Here is a 15,601-nt window from a genome sequence, read left to right as displayed (position 1 = left end):
TTACTCCGTTAACATCACAACATGTTGATCCAGCACGCCAAACAGCGGCCGGCCATCAGGGGCGTGGGCTTCCATCGTCACCCGCTCCCCCGGGGACAAAAACGGCGTGCGCGGCTCGCCGAAGGCCAGCATCTCTATGGCCCGCACCTCGGCGATACAGCTGGCGCCGCGGCTGGCGTCCGGCCCGGACACCGTGCCGGAACCCACCACCGTCCCGGCGCGCAGGCGGCGGGTCTGCGCCGCATGGGCAATCAGTTCGCCAAAATGGAAATGCATCTCGCTGCCCGACTGGCAGCCAAACGGCTCGCCATTGCGGGTCACCTGCAGCGTCAGCGCCGCCCGCCCGTGCTGCCAGGCCTCGCCCAGTTCATCCGGGGTAAGGGCCACCGGCGCAAAGGCCGAGGCGGGTTTGGCGTGAATAAAACCAAACCCGGTCTGCATCTCGCGCGGCGCCAGCGCCCGCAGACTGATATCGTTGAGCAAGACGATCAGGCGGATACAGCTCAGCGCCTGCTGCGGCGAGCACCCTTGGGGTACCTCGTCCACCACCACCGCGAACTCGCCCTCAAAGTCGAGACCGTCCTCGACCCGGCGGCAGACTATCCCGGCGTGGGGGGCAAGAAAGTCGTCCCCGCTGCCCTGATACATCAGCGGCGTCTGGTCGGCGCCGGCAATCGGCGGCAGATGAAAGGCCCGCTGCATGCGCTCGCCATGGCTGAGGAAGGCCGAACCGTCCAGCCACTGCCAGGCGCGGGGCAGCGGCGCCAGCAGGCGCCGGGGATCATAGGGCTGCGCCGCCGGGTAGCGGCGCGCATTGAGCGCCTGATAGCGCGCCTGCAGCGCAGGCCAGACCCGCGCGGCCTGCTCCAGCGCCTGCTGAAGCGTCGGGGCGATATCCGCCGCATCGGCCATCAGCGTCAAATCCCCCGAGACCACCACCAGGCAGCCGTCGCGTTCACCATTATCTCGTGTTGCCAGTTTCATGACCTGCCTCCTCCAGCAGACAGAGCCAGCCGTCGGCGTCCACATCGCCAGCCAGCGGACTCAGACGTTGGCCAGCGCAGGCGCCCTGCACGCAGAGGCCGCTGTCCGGCATAAAAATCGCCCCGTGGGCGAAGCAGACCAGCCGGTCGCCCCGGGCGTTGAAAAAAGCGTCCTGCCGCCAGTTCATCGGGGTATCCAGATGCGGACAGCGGTTACGCCACAGATAGAGCGTTCCCTGATAGCGGCAGGCAATCACCGTCGCCTGCCCGCTGCCCGTAGGGTCAAATCCCCGCGCCTGGCCCTCGGCCAGGCTGTCGGCACGGCACAGGCGAACCATCAGCGGGCGTTATCCGGACCGGGGGCCCACTTCTCGCGATACCCCAGCAGGAAATATTGCGAGTTATCGGCTCCCGGCAGCGCTTCGCGCGGCTGCCAGTGGTCATCGTGCTGATCCATATCGGCGTCGTATTCGATGTGACACCCGAGCGGGCTGTTGAAGTACCAGAACCAGTTCGATCCCAGCTGATGGCGCCCCGGCCCCCAGAAGGTCTGATACCCCTTCTGCTGAAAGCGGCTGCCGGCCATCATCAGCTCGGTGGGGCCGCCGAGATGAAAGGTAAAGTGTTCAATACCGGTCATAAACGGCGGGGCCTGGATCAGAAACAGGGTATGGTGATCCTGAGTGCCGGCGGGCCGCAGGAAGGGGCCAACGTGGGTGAAGCGATCGGTACAGACAAAGCCCAGCCGTTGATAGAAGGCTTCCGCGCGCGCGGCGTCCGGCACAAAATAGACCACATGGGAGAGCGAGCGCGGCTCTGCCGCCATGTCAGCGCTGGCCCCGGTCTGGTTGACCGGCCGCCCGGCGCGATCCCCCGGGGCGTTGATTTTCTCCCCTTCCCGCTGCAGCGGCTGGCGCTGGCTGACGCGAAACCCGAGGGCAAAGCCGGCATCATCGACGCAGCGCAGCACGCCGTCGGCGCCGAGCTTCACCTCGCGATCGCGGCGCAGCGTCTCGGCGATCGCCTCAAGGGTGGCGCTATCCGCCACGCCATAGACGGTTTCCCGCAGCTGGCTGCCGCTGGGCAGCGCCGCGGGCAGCGACGGATCGTCACGCTCCCGCAGCAGCACCCCGGTGCCATCCAGCGCGCTAAAGAAACCGTTCTCATGCTCGCGTAAACCGTAGTCGAGAAGAAACTGTCGGCAGCCCGTCAGGTCATCGACGCCAAATACCAGATAATCCGGACCAAGAATATTCATCGCGGTAGTTCCTTATGCGTGTTCAGGCCACCCGGCCGCCGAGGGCTTCCGCCACCCAGTCAGCGATGTAGTGCCCGGCGTTAATCGAGTTGTCGAAGCTGGAGTGCTGCACACCGCCCTCGCGGTCAGTAAAAATTTTCAGCTCGCGGCGCGGGCTGTTCACCAGCTGGTCGTAGGTGCGCTGCGCCCATTTCACCGGGATCTGCGAGTCCTTTTCACCATGGGTGACGAGGAAAGGCACCCGTATGCGGTCGAGAATGCCGTCGAGATGGACGTTCTCCGCGATGCGCATAAAAGCGTCGATATCCTCGCCCCCCCACACCCAGCGCACATGCTGCCAGTAGTGCGGTACCGGAAAATCGCCTTCGCGTTCGCGGCGGCGCTGCTGTACCTCCCGCCAGTCGTGATTGGCGCCCCACACCACACCGCAGGCGAAGCGCGGCTCAAACGCCACCGCCCGCGGGCAGTAATAGCCGCCCAGCGAGACCCCTTCCATGCCGATACGCCCGGTATCCACTTCCGGGTGCTGTTCCAGCCAGTCAACGATCCGGCTGGCCCAGTGCTCGCTGTCATAGCGGGCCTGCATGCCGTGAAGACGCAGCGCTTCGCCGGTTCCCGGCTGGTCGACCACCAGCGAGGAGACCCCGCGCCGCGCCAGCCACTGCGGCAGCCCCACCAGATATTTCATCTCTTTGGTGGAGTCGAGACCGTTGACCTGCACCAGCAGCGGCGCGCGGCCGGTCGCCCCTTCGGCGCGGACGTAAAGCGCCGACAGGGTTTTGCCCTCGTAGGGAATAGTCACCCGCTGACAGTTGGCATGGGTATGGTGCAGCCCGGCGGCAAAGACATCGAGAAAGCGGCGGTACAGCGCATCGCGGTCCGGCGCGCCATGCGCCTGCAGGCGCTCGCAGGTCAGGTAATAGTTGGCCGCCCGAAGATATTTCTCTCCTGCCGACAGCCGCCGTTCCCGCGCCTCATCTTCGCCGGCCAGCGCGCATAATTTATCGGCCATGCGGGACCAGGTTTCCCGGAACGCACGGGTGCCTTCGGCGTCGGGATGCTCGGACGCGGCCAATAGCGGCGCGCACATCTCTTCGATCTCACCGATGCGGGCGCCCATCTCGATGGAGAGATCCACCGACAGGTTCCAGACATAGTTTTTAGGGAAATAGCGAAACATAGGGTCATCCTTCAACATTCAGTCGCAATCGCTGTAGCGCAGGCACTGTCACATAAAGCACCTGCGGGCGACCAATCATGTCTCAGGATGTCAGGTATCGACGGGAGCAATACCAGTGGGTTAGCGTGCGCTGGCGACGATTTTCGCTTTCAGCCAGCCGAAGATAGGATCATTATCCAGCGAGCGGTGCCAGCCGATAAATTCGCGCATGACCGGCAGCGTCACCGGGACCGGGAAAAGACGCAGCGGCAGCATCGCCGCGTACTGCTCCGCCAGCCGCCGGTGCAGCGTGGCGATCCGCGAGGTGCCGATCAGCAGCTGCGGAACGCAGTGGTAGCTGTGGGTCACCACCTCGATACGGCGGCTCAGCCCCGACTCGGCAAACAGATTGCCCTCCAGCCCCGGCTGCCGCTCGCGGCCAAAGACCACCGACACGTGCCCCAGCTGTTGCCAGGCTTCAAGGGTCAGCGCCTCGCCGGTGTGGGGATTGTCCGCCCAGGCCAGGCAGACAAACTCTTCGTCAAACAGCGCTTCGGCGGGATGGTCGGCGGCCATAAAACGCTCCGGCGCCACGATGATATCCAGCTCGCCACGGTTGAGCATGCCGGTGGACTGGGCGTCCGGCGAGAAAAACTCAAAGGTCATATTCGGCGCCTGCAGGTGTACCGCCTGCAGCGCATCCTTCAGCATCACGTTGATAACGTAATCCGAGGCCATAATGCGGAAATGGCGCTTACTGGTTGCCGGCTCATCCACCGGCCGGCGGGCAATGGAGGTCTGAATTTTCATCAGCACGTCGCGGACCGGCTCCCGCAGCTCTTCCGCCAGCGGCGTGGGCCGCATCTTTCTGCCCACCTGGGTGAGCAGATCGTCCTCAAAGTAGGTGCGTAGCCGGTTGAGCACCCCGCTGGTGGCAGACTGGGTCATATGCAACCGGCCCGCGGCGCGGGTGATGTTCTGTTCATCGAGTAACACATCCAGTGCCACCAGTAAGTTCAGATCAAGATGTTGGTAACGCATGGGTCCCCCGGCGAGAAATGGCGTGCTTATCCTGTGGCTTAATTTAACTTTTCTGCAACTTTTTGTTTTCAATTTCCACGGCGATATCGTTTTTTGCGATAGCGATCATTCTTTATCGCGATTAGTCAGCGCGCCGCTGGCCTGGTTAACGTCCTCTACTCTGTACCCTGGAGAAAACAGCTACGATGAACATCAATAACGTATTAATCGTTGGCGGCGGCATCGGCGGTCTGCGCACCGCCATCGCCCTCCGCCAGGCCGGCGTCGCCGTCGACGTGGTGGAGATCCAGCCGCAGTGGCGGGTCTACGGCGTCGGTATCATTCAGCAGAACAATGTCGTGCGGGAAATGCAGCGGCTTGGGGTGCTGGAACGCTATCTGGACGCCGCCTGGCCGTTTGACAGCGTCTCAGTGCACACCCTGAGCGGCCACCAGCTGGCCAGCTTTCCCGGCCAGCGGCTGGCGGGTGAACAGTTCCCGGCCAACGTCGGCATCTCCCGCCTGGCTCTGCACAACGTCCTCTGTTCCACCGCCCGGGAGCTGGGGGTCCGAGTGACCACTGGCGAGAGCATTGACGCCTTTCGTCAGGTTGACGATGCCGTGGAGGTGAGCTTCAGCCGCGGCGGCCAGGGGCGCTACGATCTGCTGCTAGGCGCCGACGGGATCTACTCCCGGGTGCGCGGCATGCTGTATGGCGAGCGCTATCGTCCCCGCTTTACCGGTCAGGGCGTTTGGCGCTACAACTTTCCGCGTCCGCCGGAGGTGGACCATCTGATGTGCTTTATGGGGGAGAGCTGCAACTGCGGGCTGGTGCCGCTGGGGGAAGATCTGATGTATCTGTTTATCACCTCCCACGAAGCGGATAACCCCCGCTACGCCCGCGACCAGCTGGCGGCAGAGATGCGCCGCCGTCTGCCGCCCGGCGCGGGGTTACCGGGGAGCCTGCGCGAGCATATCGTTAACAACGACGAGGTCGTCTATAAGCCGCTGGAGGAGCTGTTCGTCGACGATCCCTGGTATCAGGGACGAGTCGTACTGGTGGGCGACGCGGTTCACGCTACCACCCCGCACCTCGGTCAGGGGGCGGGCATGGCGATTGAGGATGCCATCGTGCTGCGCGAAGCGCTGCAGCAGACCGACAGCGTCGCAGCCGCGCTGGCGCATTTTGACGCCCGCCGCCGGCCGCGCTGTCAGCAGATCTGGGCCGCCTCGCTGCAGGTGGGCGAGAGCGAGATCCACCGCGATCGCCATTTTGACCGCCAGCGGGCGATCGGCGATATGATGACCCTGACGGCGAGACCGATATAAACGCCGCCCCCTCCGCCGGCCAGGCCGGCGGAGTATTCTCTTGTTCATTCGTCGACACGACCGCCCTCTCCCCTCTTTCACCAGACGCTCACCTTTCGCCATGGAAAATATACCGGCGTGCCTCGTGATATTTGACACCCCTCCATCATGATGGCTAAGGTATATTTCAGCCCGCCCCGTTATGATGGAAAGGAAAATACGGAGATGAATATTATTCCGACTGAGATCTTAAAATATGCTATCGCTATTATCCCGCTGATTATTCAAATTTTTGCCGTGCGTTCTGGCTGGGTATTCCCTAAAGATAAAATATTCACCTCGCGCAAAAACATCAGTGAGTTCGCCGCTGCGCTGCATAAAAACAGCGACGACCCCGATCTGCAACGGATCGCGTACGAATATGGTATCGCCGCGCTGACCAAAGATAAAAACCTGACCATGGAACAAAGAAAAATACTGTTGAAATGCAAAAATCCGGTCAGCGATATTGATAATTACAGCAAGTGCCAGCATTTAATTTCCGTCAATAATGAAAAGCGGATATTCAAATGGAAAAAGCCGGGCTATCGCTTCTGGCTCTATCGCAAATGCGTCGAAGTCATCAGTCTGGCGCTCTATTTTATTGGCGGCTTCTTAACGGCTCTGCCTTTCCTGTATGAAGGCCTGGCCAGCCCGGCGGTGATTGAGCGGATTAATCATTTATCCCGTCTGCAAAAATTCTGTATGGCAAGTTATCTGTTCGCCTGCGGGGTTTGTCTGGCGCTGATCTGCCTGCATAAACTCTCCACCCTCTCGATCGCGGAAAAAACCATCAAAGCGAATCGCTAACCCGCCCACCGCCCGGCGACCTGTCCACATCAGCGGCCCCTAACCCTGTGGATAACCTGGAGGCAGTTGCCCGGCAGCCCCAGCACAAGCGGGCTACCGGCCGCCGTTCGTTTTTTGAACAGGAAAACACCCCCGCCGGACCGCGCGCTGAGCGCGAACCCCGCCACCACGGCGGAGGGAAGCGCCCGCCCCGCTTAATAATTCCACTTCGGCCGCGCCACCGTGTTTTTCTTCAGCAGATCGCGGAACGCTTTCAGATAGGGTTCATTACTGCGCCCGCGCTTACAGATGGCCGAGAACGGCGACTGAAAGCCAAACTCGTTGGGCAACAGCACCCGCAGGCGGTTCTCTTTGATCCACGGCCAGGCGTAATGCTCCGGCAGATAGCCAATATATTTCCCCGAGAGGATCAGCAGCAGCTGGGCGTCGACAGTCTCAACGGTGGCGCTGCCTTTGCTGAAGCCCCGGCGGCGGAGATCGCTGGTGTTCCAGTAGCTGCGGGTCACCAGCGGACACTGGCTGATCTGCTCTTTATCGAGCTGGCGGCTGAAGAACATCGGGTGCAGATCGCTGCAATAGAGCCAGTGCTGCTCGCGGTACAGCGGCTCGCTGATGATGTTATGCACCTGCGAGTTGTAGCTGCCGATGGCCAGGTCGATATGGTTGTTCAGCACCCCGTTCAGTTGCTCCGCCGGGGTGCGAATAATCAGTTTGATATGCACATGGGGAAATTTGTCGCTGAAGCTGCGCAAGACCACCGGCAGCGAGAGCGCCGTTTCGGTCTCGATGGAGTCGAGCGTCGAAATGCACAGGGTGCCGCTGTGCTCCCCTTTGAGCAGGGCCGACTGCCGCTCCAGCTCATTGAGTTCGCTCAGCACGCGGATCGCCTGCTGTAAAAACTGCTGTCCTTTTTCCGTTAAGGAAAAGCCGCCGCGCCCGCGCTGACAGAGGGTGAAGCCGAGCTGCCCCTCCAGTTGCGACATCGCATTGCTGATGGCGGAGACCGAAATGCCCAGCTCCTGCTGGGCCCGGCTGTAGCTCTCCAGGCGGGCCACCGCCTCGAAAACCTGCAGCTGACGAATATTGAGGCTGGCGTCGTGATGCATCGTATTTAGTTCACCAATAAATGAACTGAGTATTTACGCCAGACGATGTAAAGTCCAGCGCGGGTTGCGCACTATCTCTCCTGTTACGTTTCATCCGTCAGATTCAGGAGCAGACATGGATAACCTCTTTCACCAACCGCAGGGTGGCAATGAGATGCCACGCTTCGCCGGCCGCGCCACGATGATGCGCCTGCCGTTTATCGAAGATTTACAGGGACTTGATGCGGCATTTGTCGGCATTCCGCTGGATATCGGCACCTCGCAGCGCTCAGGCACGCGCTACGGACCGCGCTATATTCGCGCCGAATCGGTGATGATCCGTCCGTACAATATGGCGACCGGCGCCGCGCCGTTCGACTCGCTGTCGGTAGCCGACATCGGCGATGTGCCGATCAATACCTACAGTTTGCTCAAATCGGTGCAAATTATTGAAGATTACTACACCGGTTTGAATAGTTATCCGCTGATCCCCCTCACCCTCGGCGGGGACCACACCATTACCCTGCCCATCCTGCGGGCGCTGACCAAAAAACATGGGCCGGTGGGGCTCATCCACGTCGACGCCCATACCGACACCAATGATGAGATGTTCGGTGAGAAAATCGCCCACGGCACCACCTTCCGCCGCGCCGTTGAGGAGGGACTACTCGACCTCAAGCGGGTGGTGCAGATTGGCCAGCGCGCCCAGGGCTATGCCGCCGGGGACTTCCAGTGGGGCGTCGACCAGGGCTTTCGCCTGGTGCAGGCGGAGCAGTGCTGGCATACCTCGCTGGCGCCGCTGATGGCCGAAGTCCGCCAGCAGATGGGCGACGGGCCGGTGTATCTCAGCTTTGATATCGACAGCCTCGATCCTATCTGGGCCCCGGGAACCGGGACGCCGGAGGTCGGCGGCCTGACCTCCATTCAGGCACTGGAGATCGTCCGCGGCTGCCGCGGCCTGAACCTGATTGGCGCCGATCTGGTTGAAGTCTCGCCCCCCTATGACGTGAGCGGTAATACCTCCCAGCTGGCGGCCAACCTGCTGTACGAGATGCTCTGCGTCCTGCCCGGCGTGAAGTACGCCTGAGGAAGCCGCCATGGAGCTGAAATGCTTTCGCACCCTCTGGGGAGTGACGACCCCCTGGCCGCAAACGCTGGATGAACTGCAGCGCGTCGGCTGCTGCGGTATCGAAGCCCGCGTCCCGTTAACGGCGGAGGAGCGGCGGCAGCTCGCCGACCGCCTGCAGGCGTCGGGGCTGGAGTATATCGCCATTCTCTTCAGCGGCGGCGGGGTGCTCCCCGCTCAGCATGAAACGCCGGAGCAGCATCTGGCGCGCCTGCGGATCCGCTTCGCCGAGGCCAGCGGCCTCAACCCGCGCTTTGTCAATCTGCTGGCGGGCAACGATCGCTGGCCGCTGGCGCAGCAGGTCGATTTTCTCGGCAAGGCGCACGAGCTGGCCGCCGGGTTTGGGTTGACCTGCAGCTTTGAAACCCATCGCGCCACCTCGCTGTACAGCCCGTGGCTCACCCTGGAGATCATTCAGCAGCTCCCCCAGCTGCGCTTTACCGCCGACATCAGCCACTGGGTGGTGGTCAGCGAGCGCCTGCTGGATGACCCCTGCGATGACTTCAGCGCCTTTATCGACCGCGTGCATCACGTGCAGGCCCGGGTGGGCTACGACCAGGGGCCGCAGGTGCCGCACCCGGCGGCGCCGGAGTATCAGCCGGCGCTGGCCTTTGCCGAGCGCTTCTGGGAGCAAATCTGGCATTCGCAGCGCCGGCGCGGCTACCCGCAGACCACCCTGACGCCGGAGTTTGGCGCCGACGGCTATCTGCACCATCTGCCGTTCACCAACGTTCCGGTGGCCGACCTCTGGTCGCTCAACGCCTGGATGGCCGCGCGCCAGCAGGCCCACTTTCAGCAGTTTTTAACGCTCACTGAACAGGAACCGCAGCCATGACCGCCGTGAAGCACGCTTTTACTGAACTCCCGACCATCGATATCCGCGATCTGGCCGGCGACGATCTCGCCAGGCGCCAGGCGGTGGCCGACGCCATCGGCCGCGCGGCGCGCGAGGTGGGCTTTTTCTACATCACCGGCCACGGCATCGACCCGGCGCTGATCGCCGGCGTCCGCGAGGCGGCGAAGCAGATCTTCGCTCTGCCGATGGCGGAGAAGATGAACTATTACATCGGCCGCTCCAAAAGCCATAAGGGCTACGTCCCGGAAGGAGAAGAGATCTACGGCGCCGGCAAGCCGGACCATAAAGAGGCCTTCGATATTGGCTTCCAGGCGGCGGACGACCATCCGCTGGTGCTCGCCGGTACGCCGCTGATCGGCGCCAACGAGTGGCCCGACCTGCCGGATTTCCGCGCGCGGGTGCTGGCCTACTACGACGCGGTCTTCGCCCTCGGCCACCGCCTGTTCGACGCTTTCGCCCTCGCGCTCGGTCTGCCGGAAGGGTATTTCAAACCGATGGTGACCTGCCCGCCGGCCAAACTGCGGCTCATCCATTACCCGTTCGACGCCAGCGTCGAAGATGTTCCCGGAATTGGTGCACACACCGACTATGAGTGCTTCACCCTGCTGCTCGCCGACCAGCCCGGGCTTGAAGTCCTCAATGAAGAAAGCGTGTGGATCGACGCGCCTCCCGTCACGAACGCCGCCGGAGAAGAGGCGTTCGTGATCAATATCGGCGACATGCTGGAAGTGCTCAGCGCTGGCACATTTGTTGCTACAGCCCACCGGGTGCGCAAAGTGCCGCAGGAGCGGTACTCCTTCCCGCTGTTTTTCGCCTGCGATTACCACACGCTGATCCGCCCGCTGCCGACCTTTCTCGCCGCCGGCGAAGCCAGCGAATATCAGGAGCTGAGCATCGGCGAGCATATGTGGAGCCAGGCGCTGCAAACCTATCGCTATCTGCGCGAGAAGGTCAATCGCGGCGAGCTCCAGCTGCCGGCGCGCGCGCGCGGCACCCATACCTTTGGCCATCTGAAAAAACAGGCACAGCAAAAAAAACCCTAACCACCCGTGAGGATCCATGATGACTAGCACCCTGAAAAAAATCTCGCGCCGCGTCGCGCTTACCCTCGCCGTCAGCGCCTGTTTCTCCTCTGTCACCCAGGCGGCGGAACTGCTGACCGAGGGCGTCTTTAAGGTGGGGATGGAGGTCACCTACCCGCCGTTTGAGTCCTATGACAGCAATAACAATATCGTCGGTCTCGACCCGGAGTTCGCGACGCTGATTGCCGAGCATCTGCAGGCCAAACCGCAGCTGATCGACACCAAGTTCACCAGCCTGATCCTCGGCATCGGCAAGAAATATGATGCGGTGATCTCTGGGATGTACGTGACGCCGGAGCGCCAGAAACAGGCCGACGCCATCCCTTACGCCCTTTCCGGCGCGTCGATCATCGCCCTCAAGGGCGGCGCGGTGCAGCCGAAAACCGAAGATGAGCTGTGCGGTGTGAAGGTCGGCCTGCAGGCAGGCACCACCTGGGTGACCAGCCTGAAAAAACACTCCGATGAGTGGTGCCTGAAAAACGGCAAACCGGCCATCACTATTCAGGAGTTCCCGACGGCGCCGGAAGCCTCCCAGGCGCTGCTGTCGAAGAACATCGACGCCCAGCTTGAGATAGCCCCGGCGGCGCAGATTATCGTCGATAAGAGTCGCGGCCGCCTGGGGATAAGCTCGACGCGCCTCGTCTACCCGCTGCCGTTGGGGATCTATGTCGCCAAAGGCAACACCGAGCTGGCGGAGGCGATCAAGGCCACCCTCGCCACGCTCAAAGCCAACGGCAAATATGCCGCGCTGATCAAAAAATACAACTTAGAAAGCATCGATTAAGACAATAAGCACTGCGCAACAGGAGTCAGTATGGCGTTCGATTGGGGATACTTTTTTTCATTATTTAGCATTGGGGCATTCTGGCAGGCGTGCGTGACGGTTATCGTGATCAGCACCTTGTCCTGGGGGATCGGCCTGGTGGTCGGTTTTCTGCTAGCCTGCGCGAAGCTCTCGGCGCCGCGCTGGATCAAGATCCCCGTCGAACTCTATATCTGGTTTTTCCGCAGCGTGCCGCTGATGGTGCTGCTGGTGTTTGTCTACAACCTGCCGCAGCTGTTTCCGCTGACCCAGCCGCTGCTCGGGGTGCCGTTTATCGCCGGGCTGGTGTCGATGACCGTCACCGAAGCGGCCTATATGGCGGAGATCCACCGCGGCGGGCTGTTGTCGGTGGCCAAAGGGCAAAGCGAGGCGGGCCATGCGCTGAGCTTCAGCTTTATCGGCATCCAGCGGCTGATTGTTATTCCTCAGGCGTTTCGCATCTCGTTGCCGACGCTGATCAATGAATACATCACCATCATTAAGCTGAGCTCGATTTTATCGGTAGTCTCCTTACCCGAGCTGCTGCTCACCGGCCAGCGCTTGTATGCGCAAAATTTCCTCGTGATGGAGACGCTGCTGGCGGTGGCGGTGTACTACGTCATGGTGGTTACCGTCTTCACCTGGCTGTTCCGGGCGCTGGAGAATAGCCTCGATATTCAGCGCAAGCGTCCGCAAACGCTCAGCGAGGCGGAATGCCAGGCGCTGCGCCAGAGCCTGCCGGCGATGACGGAAGCGATCAACACCGCGGCCGTCAACGGCGCGCCGCCGGCGCTGGATCTGCGGGGCATCCGCAAATCCTGGGGCCAGCATGAGGTGCTGAAAGGCATCGACCTGCAGGTAGATAACGGGGAGGTGATCAGCATCATCGGCCCGTCCGGCTCCGGCAAAACAACCCTGATCCGCACCATCAACGCCCTCGAAAGCATTGATGGCGGGGAGATCATTCTCTACGGCGAGGACTATCTGAAAGGCGGAGCCATCGTCGATAAGCGCCAGATGCGCGCCGGGGTGCGGCGCATCGGCATGGTCTTCCAGAGCTTCAACCTGTTCCCCCACCGCACGGTGCTCGACAACGTGATGCTGGCCCCGCGCTACCACCAGCTGCTGGATCAGCCGGTCGCCCGCGAGCAGGCCCTGGCGCTGCTCGACCGCGTCGGTCTGCTGGCCCATGCCCACAAGTACCCCGGACAGCTCTCCGGCGGCCAGCAGCAGCGCGTGGCGATCGCCCGGGCGCTGGCGCTGAAGCCAGACATCATGCTGTTTGACGAACCGACCTCGGCGCTGGATCCGGAGCTGGTGGGCGAGGTGCTGAAGGTTATTCAGTCGCTGGCCCGCGAAGGTATGACCATGCTGATTGTCACCCACGAGATGGACTTCGCCCTGTCGATTTCCGACCGCGTGGTGCTGATGGAGAACGGCGTGGTGCAGGCCGACATCGCCCCGCAGGTGATCCGCAGCCCGCTGGAGGCCCCTTCTCTGCAACGAATCCGTGAATTTATGGGAGTGCACTAAATGGCAACTGAGCAACACCTGCGCCAGCAGCTGGCCGCCGCCTACCGTCTGGCGGCGCTGTTCGGGTGGGAGGATACCCTCTACACCCACTTCTCCGTGCGCCTGCCCGGCGACGGCGAGCCGCGCTTTTTAATTAATCCCTTCGGCATGATGTTTGATGAGGTCACCGCCAGCAATCTGATCGTGGTGGATATGCAGGGCAAGGTCGTAGAGGGCGAGGCGCCGGCTAACTCGGCGGGCTTCACCATCCACAGCGCGGTGCATATGGCCCGGAAAGACGCCCACTGCGTGATCCACACCCATACCCTGCCGGGGATGGCGGTGGCCGCCTGCGAGGACGGCCTGCTGCAGCTCAACCAAATCAGCACCGAGTTTTACCAGCGCGTCGGCTACCACCCCTATGAAGGGGTGGCCTTTGACCTCGACGAACGGGCGCGCATTCAGCGCTCGCTGGGGAATAATATCGCCATGATCCTGCAGAGCCACGGCCTGCTGTCGGTGGGCCGTACCGTGGCTGACGCCTTTTACATCATGTTCTACCTCAATCGTGCCTGCGAGATCCAGATGGCCGCCGCCCAGCTGGCGGCCCTCAGCCCGATCCACACCATCGCCCCGCACCTCAGCCAGCACGCCTGCGAGCAGCTGATGGGCGTGGAGCATGAACGTCAACAGGTCTGGCAGGCGTGGTTGCGCCGTCTTGACCGTCTCGATACTTCTTACAAAGACTAACGCCTATGTCCGATATCACTATCGTGGTGGATTGTAACGACGCGGATTTCGCCCGCGATATCTGCGCCGCCCTGCAGCAGTTTCCCGACGTCACCGCGCTCCTGCCCCATCACCAGGCGGCGCGCGACGCGCAGTACGCCAGCTGCTGGTTCCCTAACCCGCAGCTGTTGACCCGCTCGCCGGGGTTGAAGCTGATCCAGGCCGCGTCCGCCGGGGTCGATCATCTGCCGCCCGCGCTGTTCGCCAGCGATATCCCGCTGTGCCGGGTGATCGATGAGGACTTTCGTCACGGCATGTTCGAATATGCCCTGTGGGGCGTGCTGTGGTTCCAGCGTTATTTTGACCGGGCGCTGGCCCACCAGCGGACCCAAACCTGGAAGCTCTATCCCCAGCGCGCCGCCGCCGACTTCCATATCGGCATTATGGGCCTCGGCGAAATTGGCGGCTATATCGCCGACCAGCTGGCCCGCCTTGGCTATCGGGTCTCCGGCTGGTCGCGCAGTGAGAAGCAGCTGGCTGGCGTCACCTGCTACCGCGGCGAGGAGGCGCTCGACAGCTTCCTCGGGTCGCTTGACGGGCTGATTAACCTCCTGCCGCTCACCGCGCAGACCCGGGGTATTCTCGCCGCGCCGCTCTTCAGCCGGCTTCCCGCCGGGGCGGTGTTAATCAACTGCGGGCGTGGAGAGCATATGGTCAATGAGGATGTGCTGGCGGCGCTGGAGAGCGGCCAGCTCGCCGGAGCGGTGCTCGACGTCTTCCCGCAGGAGCCATTGCCGGCGGACGATCCGCTGTGGCGCCATCCGCAGGTGGTGATCACCCCGCATATGGCCTCTGCGGCCCCCGCCGAGGTGATCGCCCGCCAGCTGCTGGAGAACATTCAGCGCCAGCGTCGCGGGCTGCCGCTCAAAAACCTGGTCAATAAGCACGCCGGTTACTGATCCCCACCGATACCGCCGCTGCTACGCTTAATGGGAGATCCACAACCAGAAGGCAGGAACATGAAGATTGATTTATCGGGGAAAGTCGCGCTGGTCACCGCCTCCACGGCGGGTATTGGCTTTGCTATCGCCAAAGGCCTGGCGGAGAGCGGCGCAGAGATCATCCTTAACGGGCGCAGCGAGCAGAGTGTGAACGCCGCGATCGCCCGCTTGCAAAATGAGGTGCCGGGGGCGAAAGCGCGCCCCGCCGTCGCCGACCTCAGCGGCGCCGACGGCGCGGCACAGCTGCTGCATGCCGTGACCGGCGTCGATATTCTGGTCAATAACGCCGGGATCTACGGCCCGCAGGATTTTTACGCCACCGATGACGCGACCTGGGAAAATTACTGGCAGACCAACGTCATGTCCGGCGTGCGCCTGTCGCGGGGGCTGCTGCCGGCGATGGTCAGTAAAGGCTGGGGGCGGGTGGTGTTTATCTCCTCGGAATCGGCGCGCAATATCCCGGCGGATATGATCCACTATGGCGTCACCAAGACCGCCCAGCTGTCGCTGGCCCGCGGCCTGGCGAAATATGTCGCCGGCAGCGGAGTGACCGTTAACAGCATTCTGCCGGGGCCGACGATTTCCGACGGCTTTGCCGAAATGCTGAAAGACGAAGTGGCGAAAACCGGCCAGTCGCTGGAGGAACTGGCGAAAGCGTTTGTCATGACCCATCGTCCGAGTTCGGTGATCCAGCGGGCGGCCTCGGTGGAAGAGGTCGCCAATATGGTGGTATACGTCTGCTCGCCGCAGGCGTCGGCCACCTCCGGCGCCGCGCTGCGCGTTGACGGCGGCGTGGTGGATGATATTCTCTGACGTACTCTCATTCAGGGGA

At 62.4% G+C, this 15,601-nt stretch carries 16 protein-coding genes; 10 read left to right on the top strand and 6 right to left on the bottom strand.

Features of this window, described 5'->3' with window-relative positions:
• The 5 genes from L2I46_RS17070 to L2I46_RS17050 form a co-directional block, all read right to left on the bottom strand.
• Complete coding sequence (locus L2I46_RS17070) at window positions 1–984, bottom strand: fumarylacetoacetate hydrolase family protein (protein WP_032454935.1); 984 nt, start codon at window positions 982–984, stop codon at window positions 1–3.
• Window positions 962–1,321 carry a Rieske (2Fe-2S) protein gene (locus tag L2I46_RS17065; protein WP_110212172.1) on the bottom strand — a complete coding sequence of 120 codons (360 nt, stop codon included), beginning with the start codon at window positions 1,319–1,321 and terminating at the stop codon, window positions 962–964. The genes L2I46_RS17070 and L2I46_RS17065 overlap by 23 nt, the downstream gene beginning before the upstream one ends.
• Window positions 1,321–2,241, bottom strand: a complete 921-nt coding sequence (locus L2I46_RS17060; protein WP_236948056.1) for a VOC family protein — start codon at window positions 2,239–2,241, stop codon at window positions 1,321–1,323. Before L2I46_RS17060 ends, L2I46_RS17065 begins: the two co-directional genes overlap by 1 nt.
• 22 nt (window positions 2,242–2,263) lie before the next feature.
• Window positions 2,264–3,421, bottom strand: coding sequence for an alpha/beta hydrolase family protein (locus tag L2I46_RS17055; protein WP_236948055.1), 1,158 nt, complete (start codon window positions 3,419–3,421; stop codon window positions 2,264–2,266).
• A 120-nt stretch (window positions 3,422–3,541) separates the two neighbouring features.
• Entirely contained in the window at window positions 3,542–4,441 is a 900-nt protein-coding gene (locus L2I46_RS17050) for a LysR family transcriptional regulator (protein ID WP_023290720.1), read from the bottom strand.
• Window positions 4,442–4,626: 185 nt separating this feature from the next.
• Between L2I46_RS17050 and L2I46_RS17045 the strand changes: the two genes are divergently transcribed.
• Both L2I46_RS17045 and L2I46_RS17040 read left to right on the top strand, forming a co-directional pair.
• Window positions 4,627–5,748, top strand: coding sequence for an FAD-dependent oxidoreductase (locus L2I46_RS17045; protein WP_236948054.1), 1,122 nt, complete (start codon window positions 4,627–4,629; stop codon window positions 5,746–5,748).
• A gap of 204 nt (window positions 5,749–5,952) precedes the next feature.
• Window positions 5,953–6,576: a hypothetical protein gene (locus tag L2I46_RS17040; RefSeq protein WP_032453780.1), complete on the top strand. Its 624-nt coding sequence runs from the start codon at window positions 5,953–5,955 to the stop codon at window positions 6,574–6,576.
• Window positions 6,577–6,770: 194 nt separating this feature from the next.
• Here L2I46_RS17040 and L2I46_RS17035 read toward each other — a convergent pair whose 3' ends face one another.
• Entirely contained in the window at window positions 6,771–7,682 is a 912-nt protein-coding gene (locus tag L2I46_RS17035; protein WP_002914199.1) for a LysR family transcriptional regulator, read from the bottom strand.
• Between the two features lie 115 nt (window positions 7,683–7,797).
• Here L2I46_RS17035 and speB point away from each other — a divergent pair, with 115 nt between their 5' ends.
• The 8 genes from speB to L2I46_RS16995 are packed head-to-tail and all read left to right on the top strand — an operon-like array spanning window position 7,798 to window position 15,582.
• Window positions 7,798–8,748, top strand: a complete 951-nt coding sequence (gene speB, locus L2I46_RS17030; RefSeq protein WP_004145693.1) for an agmatinase — start codon at window positions 7,798–7,800, stop codon at window positions 8,746–8,748.
• 10 nt (window positions 8,749–8,758) lie between these two features.
• A complete protein-coding gene (locus L2I46_RS17025; protein WP_049013838.1) occupies window positions 8,759–9,622 on the top strand; it encodes a sugar phosphate isomerase/epimerase family protein in 864 nt (287 codons plus the stop codon).
• Window positions 9,619–10,686 (top strand): isopenicillin N synthase family dioxygenase, encoded by a 1,068-nt coding sequence (locus L2I46_RS17020; protein ID WP_023290725.1) that lies wholly within the window; start codon window positions 9,619–9,621, stop codon window positions 10,684–10,686. Before L2I46_RS17025 ends, L2I46_RS17020 begins: the two co-directional genes overlap by 4 nt.
• Before the next feature lie 19 nt (window positions 10,687–10,705).
• Window positions 10,706–11,509, top strand: coding sequence for an ABC transporter substrate-binding protein (locus L2I46_RS17015; protein ID WP_032453782.1), 804 nt, complete (start codon window positions 10,706–10,708; stop codon window positions 11,507–11,509).
• A 30-nt stretch (window positions 11,510–11,539) separates the two neighbouring features.
• Window positions 11,540–13,060 carry an amino acid ABC transporter permease/ATP-binding protein gene (locus tag L2I46_RS17010; RefSeq protein ID WP_085551727.1) on the top strand — a complete coding sequence of 507 codons (1,521 nt, stop codon included), beginning with the start codon at window positions 11,540–11,542 and terminating at the stop codon, window positions 13,058–13,060.
• Entirely contained in the window at window positions 13,061–13,789 is a 729-nt protein-coding gene (locus L2I46_RS17005; RefSeq protein WP_101862102.1) for a class II aldolase/adducin family protein, read from the top strand. It begins immediately after the preceding gene.
• A 5-nt stretch (window positions 13,790–13,794) separates the two neighbouring features.
• Entirely contained in the window at window positions 13,795–14,727 is a 933-nt protein-coding gene (locus L2I46_RS17000) for a 2-hydroxyacid dehydrogenase (RefSeq protein WP_032453784.1), read from the top strand.
• A gap of 60 nt (window positions 14,728–14,787) precedes the next feature.
• Window positions 14,788–15,582 (top strand): SDR family NAD(P)-dependent oxidoreductase, encoded by a 795-nt coding sequence (locus L2I46_RS16995; RefSeq protein WP_065805840.1) that lies wholly within the window; start codon window positions 14,788–14,790, stop codon window positions 15,580–15,582.
• Window positions 15,583–15,601: the final 19 nt, after the last annotated feature.

It is taken from the genome of Klebsiella sp. 2019SCSN059 (assembly GCF_021739525.1).
Lineage (GTDB): Bacteria > Pseudomonadota > Gammaproteobacteria > Enterobacterales > Enterobacteriaceae > Klebsiella > Klebsiella quasipneumoniae.
The sequence above is the reverse complement of the archived record's forward strand: the minus strand, read 5'-3'. Positions and strand labels throughout refer to the sequence as shown.